Source organism: Mediterraneibacter flintii (genome assembly GCF_055387595.1).
In genome coordinates, this window is record NZ_AP031405.1 from 2439855 (window position 1) to 2452042 (window position 12188).

Annotated in this window: 9 protein-coding genes; 5 read left to right on the forward strand and 4 right to left on the reverse strand. The window is 40.8% G+C overall.

Annotated features, from left to right (window positions below; translation table 11 throughout):
* The first annotated feature begins 11 nt into the window (after positions 1-11).
* Genes hsdR through ACZ5C4_RS11600 form a run of 5 tightly spaced genes read left to right on the forward strand, consistent with a single transcriptional unit; the run spans position 12 to position 8736 of the window.
* The gene (gene hsdR, locus ACZ5C4_RS11580) at positions 12-3248 is read left to right on the forward strand and encodes a type I restriction-modification system endonuclease (protein WP_464521122.1); all 3237 of its coding nucleotides are present in this window, start codon (positions 12-14) and stop codon (positions 3246-3248) included.
* On the forward strand, positions 3248-4771 hold the full coding sequence (locus ACZ5C4_RS11585) for a class I SAM-dependent DNA methyltransferase (protein WP_464521123.1): 1524 nt from the start codon (positions 3248-3250) through the stop codon (positions 4769-4771). Before hsdR ends, ACZ5C4_RS11585 begins: the two co-directional genes overlap by 1 nt.
* Positions 4771-6405 carry a restriction endonuclease subunit S gene (locus ACZ5C4_RS11590; RefSeq protein ID WP_464521124.1) on the forward strand — a complete coding sequence of 545 codons (1635 nt, stop codon included), beginning with the start codon at positions 4771-4773 and terminating at the stop codon, positions 6403-6405. Before ACZ5C4_RS11585 ends, ACZ5C4_RS11590 begins: the two co-directional genes overlap by 1 nt.
* Entirely contained in the window at positions 6392-7921 is a 1530-nt protein-coding gene (locus tag ACZ5C4_RS11595) for an AAA family ATPase (protein ID WP_464521125.1), read from the forward strand. Before ACZ5C4_RS11590 ends, ACZ5C4_RS11595 begins: the two co-directional genes overlap by 14 nt.
* Positions 7918-8736: an HNH endonuclease family protein gene (locus tag ACZ5C4_RS11600; RefSeq protein ID WP_464521126.1), complete on the forward strand. Its 819-nt coding sequence runs from the start codon at positions 7918-7920 to the stop codon at positions 8734-8736. The genes ACZ5C4_RS11595 and ACZ5C4_RS11600 overlap by 4 nt, the downstream gene beginning before the upstream one ends.
* A gap of 122 nt (positions 8737-8858) precedes the next feature.
* Here ACZ5C4_RS11600 and ACZ5C4_RS11605 read toward each other — a convergent pair whose 3' ends face one another.
* From ACZ5C4_RS11605 to bioB, 4 genes are all read right to left on the reverse strand, one after another.
* Positions 8859-9008: a TnpV protein gene (locus tag ACZ5C4_RS11605; protein WP_464522341.1), complete on the reverse strand. Its 150-nt coding sequence runs from the start codon at positions 9006-9008 to the stop codon at positions 8859-8861.
* Positions 9009-9286: 278 nt separating this feature from the next.
* Positions 9287-10399, reverse strand: coding sequence for a linear amide C-N hydrolase (locus ACZ5C4_RS11610; protein ID WP_464521127.1), 1113 nt, complete (start codon positions 10397-10399; stop codon positions 9287-9289).
* 91 nt (positions 10400-10490) lie between these two features.
* A complete protein-coding gene (gene bioD / locus ACZ5C4_RS11615; RefSeq protein ID WP_464521128.1) occupies positions 10491-11159 on the reverse strand; it encodes a dethiobiotin synthase in 669 nt (222 codons plus the stop codon).
* Positions 11152-12141 (reverse strand): biotin synthase BioB, encoded by a 990-nt coding sequence (bioB, locus tag ACZ5C4_RS11620; RefSeq protein WP_464521129.1) that lies wholly within the window; start codon positions 12139-12141, stop codon positions 11152-11154. Before bioB ends, bioD begins: the two co-directional genes overlap by 8 nt.
* Positions 12142-12188 lie beyond the last annotated feature (47 nt).

Here is a 12188-nt window from a genome sequence, read left to right on the forward strand (position 1 = left end):
GATTAGGCTTTATGAAATCTAACTTTGAATTTCTAAACAGATATTGGCCTGTGCTGGCACAATTAGGCGCTAATGCCGAAAACTATTTATATTCAGATCCTAATGCTTGTATCTATAAACTTGGAATGTTTGCAGAACGGCTTGTTCAGGAGATATTGGTATTTGAGCATATAGATGAGCCGCAAATAGATAATACCCACGCTAATCGTATTCGTTTGCTGAAGCGTGCCGGTCTTCTCCCTCATGAGATCGATAATACTCTCTATGTACTTCGCAAAACCCGAAACTCCGCAGTACATGCGGGAACAGATTCTGTAGACGAAGCGAAAACACTTCTTTCTATAACATATAATTTAGCGGTTTGGTTTATGGAGATCTACGGTGACTGGGGATATATTGCTGAAGATTTTGTCATGCCCGAAAAAGTACATCAGGCAGATTTAAAATCCATCATAGAAGATCAGGAAAAAAAGATTGCCGAACTGTTGAAAAAACTTGCGCAGGTAACAACAGCGGTTTCGGGTACAACGCAGAAAGAGCGTGCAAAGCGAGCCGAGACGGTTTCTTCTATGATGCAGTGGAATGAGGCACAGACACGCTGTCTGATAGATGAACAGCTTCGTAAAGCAGGCTGGGAAGCAGATACCACCAATCTGCGTTACAGTAAAGGTACTCGTCCTGTGAAAGGCAGAAATATTGTTATCAGCGAATGGCCTACCAACTCTGCTTTTTGCAAAAATGGATATGCAGATTATGCCTTCTTCATTGGAGAAAAACTTGTCGCTTTAATGGATGCGAAAAAGGTTTCGGAAGATGTTGCCTCCACCATTGATGTGCAGGTAAAAGACTATGCAACACACATCAAAAAAGAACATGCAAAGTATATTATAAATTCTTGGGATGACTATCAAGTGCCTTTCCTATTCGCCTCAAACGGCAGAGCTTTTTTGGAACAGCTTCGGACAAAATCCGGCATATGGTTTTTAGACGCACGAAAATCGTCCAATCAATCCTATCCAATCCGAAATTGGTTCAGCCCCAGCGATCTGGAAGAAAAATTGAGTCAGAATATTGATAAGGCAAATGAAAACTTGGCAACTTATAACGATTCTTTTATGGAAGACTCTACCGGTTTGAGTCTGCGTGATTATCAGATCAAAGCGATCAATAAAACAACCGAAGCAATTATCAGCGGAAAACGTACCGCTTTGCTTGCAATGGCAACAGGTACCGGTAAAACCCGCACCGTGCTTGGTCTGATTTATAAAATGCTTGAATCCAAACGCTTTAAGAGAATCCTCTTCCTTGTTGACCGTGTATCCCTCGGAGAGCAGGCAATGGATACCTTTAAAGATGTCAAGCTGAAAGCTTTAATGACTTTGGATGAAATTTATGAAATTAAAAATATTAATGACAATGAAATCAATCTGGAAACTAAAGTCAGTGTTTCTACTGTACAGGGACTGTTAAAACGAACTATTCTATCTGAAACACCTGATTTAATGCCGGGTGCTTTTGATTTGATTATCGTAGATGAGGCACACAGAGGATATATTCTCGACAGGGAAATGACAGAAGAAGAAATTCTCTACGATAATCAGGCTGATTATATGAGCAAATACAAGCAGGTTATTGAGTATTTTGATGCGGTGAAAGTAGCTTTAACCGCTACCCCTGCCCTACACACCACTGAAATTTTCGGTGAGCCGATTTTTACATACAGCTATCGTGAAGCTGTTATCGACGGCTGGCTTGTCGATAACGACCCGCCTTATATCATTAATACAGATTTTATTGAAAACAAAGCGAGATTCAAAAAGGGCGAAACGCTTGCACAGTATGACCCCAACACAAATGAGCTGATTAACGGCTCTCAATTACAGGACGAGATGGATTTTGACGTTTCGGAATTCAATAGAAAAATTGTCCTCCCCGACCATACACGCAAGGTTTTAGAGGAAATATCCAATTACATAAATCCCGAAAGCGACGAAAAGACATTAATTTTTGCTGTAAATGATAACCACGCTGATCGTATTGTCGATACTCTTCGTGATATTTATAAGCCCTACGGTGTTTCCAATGATGCGATTATGAAAATTACCGGTAAAACCGCCGGCGGCAATAAAAAGAAAATTTTGCAGGTAATCAAACAGTTCAAAAACAATCAGTATCCCAACATTGCCGTTACCGTTGATTTACTGACAACCGGCATTGATGTTCCGGCTATCTGCAACCTTGTATTTATGCGAAAGATCAACAGCCGTATTCTATTTGAACAGATGCTCGGTCGTGCCACACGTTTGTGTCCTGAAATCGGCAAAACGCATTTCAATATTTTCGATGCCGTGCGTGTATATGAGGATTTAGATTCCACTTCCGGAATGAAATCTGTTTCTGTAAAGAAAACAATGCCGGAACTGCTCGAAGATCTGTTCCGCAACAGTGAAGAAAATAAACAGCAGATCAAAGATCGTATTCTTGCAAGACTTCAGCGCAAAAGCTATGCTCTTACACCGGCGCAGAAATACGATATTTCTGAGAGATTAGGCGGTATTGACTTGAAAACCTATGCACACAAACTGAAATCCTGCACACAAGATAAGTTTATCGAGATCTGCAAAAAAGATAGAGACTTTTTACTTTGGGTAGATTCGCTCAAGGGTAAGAAAAAAGGTTACTTCTATTCTGAAAAAGCAGACATCTTGAAGAAAACTACCCGTGGATATGGCAACACGAAAAAGCCGGAAGATTATCTGGACGCTTTTACGAAATATATCAATGAAAACAAAGACAAGATTGAAGCAATCCGAATCGCCTGCACCAAACCCAGTGATATGACTAGAGCACAGCTCAGAGAATTGAAACTCGCTTTGGATAATGAAAATTTCACGGAAACCAGCCTGAACGAAGCCGCCAGCGCCGTTACCAATGCACATATTGTGGCGGATATTATCGCCCATGTTCGTAAAGCTGTGCTGAAAACGCCGCTGTTTAACCACGAGGAGCGTATTGTGGCTGCTTTTGACAAACTGAATGCCGCACATCGTTTCAACAAAATGCAGCTTGACCTTTTGGAAAAAATCAAAACCTATATGCTGCACGAAAGTATTTTGAATACGGAAACCTTTGAAGCCCCGGTATTTAAAATGGAAGGCGGTTTTGTCCGATTCAACAAAAAATTCGGCGGAATACTCATGGAAATCATTCGTGAAATCAACACTTATATTTATGAAGGAGCCGCATAATGAGTACCATCGATATTGTTCAAAAACTATGGAATCTCTGCAATGTTCTGCGTGACGACGGTATTACCTATCACCAGTATGTTACGGAGCTCACCTATATTCTTTTCCTGAAAATGCTGAATGAAACCGGCGAAGAAAACACCCTGAAAGCCGATGTGTTGAAGTCATATCAGAATTCTTTGGAGCAGTATGCCCGCAAAAAAGGCAAAGCAGTTGAACAGCTGCCCGAAGAAGAAAAGGAATCCATAAAGCCGCTGCTTTATGACTACTCTTGGGAGCATCTTACCACCTTGGAAGGCATTGATCTGAAAAACTATTATATGAAACTGCTTTCCGAACTGGGCAGCATCGGTATTCCCAAAATCAGCGATATTTACGCAAAAGCTGTTTCCAGCATTGAAGAACCGAAAAACTTACAGAAAATCATTTTGGAAATCAACAAACTGGACTGGTTCGAGGCAAAGCAGGAGGGCCTCGGCGACCTCTACGAAGGCTTGCTGCAAAAGAATGCCGACGAGAAGAAATCCGGCGCAGGACAGTATTTTACTCCCCGTGTGCTCATTGATGTGATGACCAATCTGATTTCTCCGAAACTCGGCGAAAAATGCTTTGACCCTGCCTGCGGTACATTTGGTTTTATGATTTCCGCCTATCAGCACGCTATTGATGGTATGAACCTTTACTCTCTTTCCGATCAGGAAACAGCGGCTTTTCAGGACTCTTTCTACGGCGTTGAACTGGTACACGATGCACACCGTTTGGCTCTGATGAACGCCTACCTGCACAATGTTCCGGCGCATATTTTCTGCGAGGACTCCCTGTCACCAAGCGCCAAAAGGCTGAAAGGTTTTGATGTGATCTTGACTAACCCGCCCTTCGGAACCAAAAAAGGTGGCGAGCGTACCTCTCGTGATGATATTTCGTTTCAGACATCCAACAAACAGCTGAACTTCTTGCAGGTGATCTACCGCAGTTTAAAAGCGGACGGAAACGCCCGCTGTGCCGTCGTTTTGCCGGATAATGTGCTGTTTGCCGACGGCGACGGAACGAGTGTGCGCCGAGAGCTGATGGATTTTTGCAATCTTCACACGATTCTGCGACTGCCCACTGGTATTTTCTATGCGCAGGGAGTCAAAACCAATGTGCTTTTCTTCACCCGTGGCAAAACCGAAAAGGCCAACACCAAAGAGGTTTGGTTCTATGATCTGCGCACCAATATGCCCTCTTTCGGCAAGACAACGCCACTGAAAAAAGAGCATTTCACCGATTTTGTAAAAGCCTACACCGCCAAAGACCGCCGCGCTGTGGAGGACGAACGCTTCAGCGTATTTACAAGGGAACAAATTGCTGAAAAGGGTGATACCCTTGACCTTGGGCTGATTCGTGACGATTCCGTTTTGGATTATAACGACCTGCCCAACCCGGAGGACAGTGCCACGGAAGCCGCCGCCAATCTGGAAGAAGCGGTCGACCTGTTGATGAGCGTGGTGAAAGAACTGCGGGCGCTGGAGGTGCAGGACTGATGGCAAAAGGAAAGAAAAAAGAAAACCTGACACCCGAAGAACGCTTGCAGGCGGCATTGGTACCGGATTCGGAACGACCATACAAGGTGCCGGAGAATTGGTGTTGGGCATACTGGGGTGCTTGTGGCAATTTTCAGGCTGGAAGTGCTTTTAAAAACGAGTATCAAGGTCTAACTGAATATGAAATTCCCTTTTATAAAGTCGGAAGTTTAAAATATTCGAACTCCGATGGCTTTCTATATGATACCAGTAACACAGTAAGCGAAGAAATACGAAACAAATTAAAAGCGGTACTAATTCCTGAAAACTCTATTATATTTGCGAAAATCGGCGAGGCAATCCGTCTAAATAGGAGAAGTATAAATCCAGTTGCATGCTGTATTGACAACAATCTCATGTCTTTTTACGCAAGGACATGCTTAACAAAATATGTATACTTTTGGAGTCTTGGAATTGATCTTTACAATTATACTAATGCAACAACCGTGCCCTCAATAAGAAAGAGTGATTTAGAAAAGGTCCCCTTTCCGCTGTCACCGTATACTGAACAACAGCGGATTGTTGACCGCATAGAAAGCCTATTTGCCAAGCTGGACGAGGCAAAGCAAAAGACACAGGACGCACTAGACAGCTTTGAAACCCGTAAAGCCGCTATCCTACACAAAGCCTTCACTGGCGAACTCACCACTCAGTGGAGAAAAGAACACGGCTTGGGTATGGAAAGTTGGAATGAGACAATTTTAAAGGATGTTTGCAAAGTAAATCCTAAGAAAATAGATGTAAATGGATTGCCTGATGATTTGGAAGTATCATTTTTCCCGATGGCTTCTCTTTCTGAAACATATGGAGAAATCACAAAACCTCAGACCAGATTACTAAAAGATGTAAAGAACGGTTTTACCAACTTTTCAGAGGGTGATGTCGTATTCGCCAAAATCACTCCATGTATGGAAAATGGCAAATCTGCCATTATTGGAAAATTGGTTAATGGGATTGGATATGGGACGACTGAATTTTACGTGCTGCGTTGTAATGAAAAGCTCTACAATAGATATTTATACCATATGGTTCGAGACACTTCATTTCGCAACAAAGCAAAAGCTGTCATGTCTGGAGCAGTTGGACAACAACGCGTACCAAAATCTTTTATGGAAAACTACCCTTTAAATTTGCCTTCTGTTCCCGAACAAGCCGAAATTGTCCGCATCCTTGACGACCTCCTCGCTAAAGAACAGCAGGCCAAAGACGCCGCTGAAGCAGTGCTGGAGCAAATCGACCTTATCAAAAAATCTATCCTTGCCCGTGCTTTTCGTGGCGAACTTGGCACCAACGACCCTGCCGAGGAAAGTTCTATTGAGCTATTAAAACAAAATTTTTGGGAAACAATAAAAAGTGAAAAAGTTAAACCTAAACAAGTTACTAATAAAAAAGCAAAGGTGATTTTTGTGCGTAAAACAATAATGGAAACACTGTCAAGAGGCATGAGCTTAACTCCTGAAAATCTAAAAAGTGAAACGGGACTTCCGATTGATGATTTCTATGCACAATTGAAAGAACTCGTCAATAATGGCAGTGTGGTAGAGAGAAGAGAGAACGGAGAGTCCTACTTGGAGGTCGCAAATGAGAATAGATAAACTGAAAATTAAAAATTTTAAGAATCTGAAAGATTTTCAAATAGATATAGATGAATCACAATTGACTGCTGTATTTATTGGCCGCAACGGTGCTGGCAAATCAAATCTTTTAGAGGCGATTGTCATCATCTTTCGAGATTTGGATCTCGGAGTAGTTACCAAAGATTTTTCTTATGAAATAATTTATAAATGTTCCAACCATACTGTCGAAATAAAAAATGATGCGACAAAAAGTAAACGAGAGTTTCTTGTAGAGGATAAAAAACTCACCAAAACAGCATTCTATAAACAACGTAGGGACTATTTACCGGAACATGTTTTTGCCTATTACTCTGGTCCAAGTAATCGTTTGGAAAAGCATTTTGCCAAACATCAAAGAAATTTTTACGATGCACTGTTAAATGGAGATAACGAGACGCTCCGCCCGCTGTTTTATGCCCGTTTGATTCACAGCAACTTTGTTTTACTGGCATTCTTCTCTTTTTTTGAAGAGAAAAATCAGAGGTTTTTGAAAGAATATTTTGACATAGAAGCTATCGAATCGGTGCTTTTTGTGCTAAAAAAAGCAGAGTGGGTAAAAGGAAAATCCCATTCTAAAGCAGAGTTTTGGGGAGCTCGTGGAGTCGTACGAGATTTTCTCAACAGTCTGTACGAATATGCTTTGGCTCCTTTAAAAGAAACCGAATCTTTTGAGGAAGGGATAAAAACCGTAAAAAAGGAAGTCACATATCTCTACTTAAAAGATCAAGAAAAACTACAAGCTTTTGCAGAAAAATACGGGAACAATGTTGAATTTTTCAAAAATCTCGAGAGCACATATATTTCTGACCTAATGGAGGAAGTTCGTATTAAAGTCAGGAAAACAGATGGGACGATTATCACATTTAACGAGCTGAGCGAAGGAGAACAACAACTTTTGATGGTACTAGGTTTATTGAAATTTACTCAGTCAAAAGAGTCTTTATTTTTATTAGATGAACCGGATACCCACTTGAACCCTGCCTGGAAATTCGACTATTTGACACTTATCAAAGATGTTGTCGGTCAAAACGAAAGCAGTCAGGTCATCATTTCAACACACGATCCAATCGTGATTGGCGGACTAAAGAAAGAAGCGGTAACGATCTTTGACCGTACAACTGATGGAACTACTGTTAGAATACCGGAAGTAGACCCCAAAGGTATGGGGGTGGCAGGCCTGTTGACCAGTGATCTGTTTGGATTGCCTACAGCGCTTGATGCTGAAACACAAAGCAAATTAGATAGAAAACTACAATTACAATATAAAAAGAATCGTACAGCAGAAGAAAATGAAGAACTTTCTCAATTGGCTCAAGAATTAGAGCAGCTTGGATTTTCGAGAACTACGAGAGATCCTCTGTATGGACAATTTCTTGAACATCTTTATTCTCGGCCAGAGTTTCAAGATAAGCCTATTACAGATGATGATCGAAAGAAAATGACGAAACTGATGGATGATATTTTGGAAGAAATATTAGAGGAAGAAAACAAATGATTTTCATTGATCTATTTAACAATCCTCCTTCGCCGGAACTAATTGCTGAGGGAAAAAAACTTACAAAAGAACTGATGCAGCTTCCGCCGGAACAGCGTAATGATTTTATCGATCGGCATGCAGATTATTGGGGAAAACTAAAAGAACATTATATTAAACTATCACATGGGAAATGTTGGTACACAGAAACTCAAGATATAGCGTCAAACTACCATATGGACCACTTTCGCCCCAAAAAGCAACCAAAAGAATTAAAGAAAAACTGCGGAATTGAAACAGCTACCAGTACGGAGGCATACTGGTGGCTGGCATTTGACTGGAAAAACTATCGTTTAGCCGCACCGGTTCCAAATACAAGTAAGCATTCATATTTTCCTTTGAAAAAGGGCACAAAAGCGATTGCGCAGGGACAAAATATTGACACTGAATGGTGTGGCTTACTTGATCCGACGGATGAATATGATGTATCATTGATTGCATTTGAAACAGACGGAAAAGTTTATCCTGCTTGTACTGATATGAATTGTTGGGATGCACAGCGCGTTACTTTATCAAAACGAGTATATAATTTGAATTATCCGTCTTTGGTGGATAAAAGAATTGAGCTCCAACAAATATGTAAGCGGAAAATTCAAAAAATTAAAAATGCGCAGAAACACTATGCTGAAACACATTCCGCTGAATTTCGAGATATGTTAAAAGACTATGTTCGAGAACTAAAGGCTATGACAAAACCAAACGCAGAATTATCAGCCGTAGCGCGAAATTACATACGAAATGATCCTGAAGAATTTATTCGAAATATTGCAGGTTAATAAAACTCTTATATTATGCCAAACTTTATGTTGAACACTTATATCATACGGAAATAGGAATTATCCACGCATTTACTACTTCAGTAACTTTACTGCTATATTATTCATCTGCCGTACCCACTTCATTGGGTTCTCAGCTTTTGCTGTTCGGTAACACCTTCCATTTCAGCATATTCTTTTACCAACCGAAGAAAGAGTGCCTGTGCTTCCCCCTCTACATCAGCGAGATGAGAACGAAGCTTGCTGGAAGTAAGTAGATTGTAACACAGGATTTTATGGTGTTGTTAAACTTCGGCCAGCTAGCTATGATGAAGCTTGCTTTGAGACACTTATAGTGAACAATGAAAGCCCTCTGGTTGAAAGCGTGCTCTCGCTTCCAGAAGGGCTTTTTTATAATATCAAAGTTCCCTGCAGTATTTGAATAATTTTCTCTGTCAGTTCCAATCAGCATACAATCTGATAGTGTAGATCTTAGCCGGCTTCGTCAAGAAATTCGATGCGAAAACGTACAATGGTACTGTGCTTAGGCTTTCTGGAAGATGATACTGTTTTACTCTTTTTTATTCCTACACAAAAAATCAATTTCCTCTCCAAGCTCAAACTGCTGTATCTTATTCTCTTTAATCAATTCTTCCATATCTACATACTGCACTCTCATATTTTTATGAGAAATCCAATAATACCGCAGGGACTCAGCGCACATAACTGCTGTATATACAGTATAATCATAGGGTGTGGTTTTCGTATCATACGGTGTCACTTCCACAGGATCGCCTACTTCTATCAATCCCAGAGGAAATGCCACATGCTGCAGGATATGAAATAAGTTCGTAACCCCCTCTTCCTCCGTACTTCCTTTTACATAATATTTTTTCAAAAATGCCAGCCTCACAAATCTCGATACAGAAGACCAATCCCCCGGCATCCCCAGCGCTCCTGTTCCAGAAAAACACTGTTTAATCTCCTCTCCATTTATATAAAGTGTTTCTCTATCCTTTTCTTCTATCTGAGAATAATTCAGCAAATTTGTACGGTGCCATTCATATCCCGGACTATTGGTTAAAATTCCCATTGTATTGCGATATATCTTTATTCCATCTCTATCTGGCTCAATGATCACCGTCTTGCCAGATTTATCCGTAAAAATCCAGTGAACATTAGGCAAAGCGCCCAGAATTCTCTCTCCAATTAAAGCAACCTTTGTCTCTATATGCTGTATCACCTCTTCTACGCTGGCACATTCTGCCAAAAAATACATTACGGCAAAGACTGGCTGAAGTGGAATTTTTTCTTTTTTATATTCTCTCTCAAAATGTGCAAACTCACGATAATACAGTTGCCCTCCCATCAACCCCTTTTCGTTTATTCCCTCATATAATACAGGCGAATCTTTCAAAAGTAATGTTCCCACTCCTAAAACAGCATGCCGCGATTCTTGTACAGCATTCTCCTTAAGCTCTCCGTCCTTTTCCTCGCAAGTACAAAATCTCGTCTTTTCAGGCAGGTATGTGAGTCTGCTTCCCTGTGCAATTTTGTTAAAATCGTAATTACGTCCCCATAGGTGCTTGCCGTCTTCTGTTTTCCATGCGATAGCGCTGCACCCTGTTTCAAATTCTGTCCTTTCTGGTTTTTCTGGAATTTTCCTATTCTGTCCTTCTATCATACCCTCTGTGCTCTCCTTTTCTACAGCTTTTCTTTGCCTTTGTTCTTACAAACTCAGACTTTTTTGTTATCATATCCACAAAGGACTTAAATCATGCAAAAAAAGAAAGCAGCTTCTCTGTCCCAATTTTGATTTCCTTTTCTTTCTCTTTTACTGTTGCTACAACGGGAATCTGTGTAAGCTCTTCTATCATCCTCCTGTTGTCCTGGTGCATAGCACTACCGTTAAAATGATTCATTATAATTCCCTTGACTTCCATTTTTCTGTCTTTCAAATATGCTGCTGTCAGCGTCGTTACATTGATAGTTCCAAGTCCTGAATCTGCTACAAGGACGACCGGCAGTTTAAACTCCTTGATTAGATCTTCCAAAAGAATTTTCTTGTCTTTCTCCCATAGAATTGGACAGACAATCCCTCCGCTTCCTTCTACTGTCACATATTCACACTGTTTTTTCACATGCATATAATCCGCATATACTTTGTCAAGTCTTACTGGTTTCTTCTCTAGTCTCGATGCCAAATGAGGGGATACTGCTTGTTTATACATATAAGAGACAAGTGTTTCATCACTCTGGGTAATCCCCGAAAATTGTTTTACATATCCGGCATCGCTTTTTTTCACGCTGACTGCTCCCGAAAGCGCCGCCTTATAATACCCTGCCAAATGTCCCTCACGCTGTAGTTTTTTAACAATCAAACCTGTTATATATGTCTTTCCTACATCTGTACCCGTCGCCGTAATAAATACTCCTTTACCCATATATTCGTTCCGCCTTATATCCTAGTCTATTTATCCGTTCCATATCTGAATCAACCGTGTAACCGGCTGTTGTGAGCATATCTCCCGAAATAACCGCATTTGCCCCGGAACGGAAACACCCTTCCCCTTTGTCTTCTAAAAGACCTCTTCCGCCCGCAAGACGTATTGCTGCCTTCGGCAGAATAAAACGGTACACTGCCACAATCCTTCTCATCTCTTCTACCGTAAGCCTTTTATTTGTCTCATATGGAGTTCCAGGAATCGGATTTAGCATATTAATAGGTACACTTAAAATTTCCAGTTCTTTCAGTGTAAATGCCATGTCAATTCTGTCCTCTTCTGTCTCTCCAAGCCCCATAATCCCACCACTGCATACATCTAAGCCAGCCTCTTTCGCCGCCTGGATCGCTTTTACCTTATCGTCAAATGTATGTGTTGTACAGACATTTGGGAAAAAACGTCTTGATGTTTCTAGATTATTATGTATCCGAGATGCTCCCGCTTCTTTCAGCCTGGAAAACTGTTCCCGACTCAAAAGTCCAAAAGAGACACATACTGAAATATCGGTACGCTTTTTTATTTCACAGATCGATTCACACATACGGTCTACTTCTCTATCAGAAAGCTTTTTCCCGGATGTCACAATGGAATACCGAAGCACTCCTTTTTCTGCATTTTCTACTGCCTGACGCACAATTTCTTCCGTATCCAGCAGCGGGTATTCCTCCGCCTTTGTATGATACCAGCAAGACTGTGCACAATATTTACAATCTTCTGAACATCTGCCACTTTTTCCGTTGACAATCGTACAGATATCAAATCTATTGGAGCAAAAATAGTCCCGCAGTTCATCCGCCGCCTTGCACAAAGGAAGTAGCGGTGCCCTATAAAGTGCCAACGCTTCCTGTTTTTTGATATTTTCACCATGTTTTATCTTTTCTTTTATTTTCTCAATTTCTATCTGTTCTTCTCTATATATCACTGTCTTACACTCCTTTTTTAGCTAATGTACTACTCTTTTTCTATCTT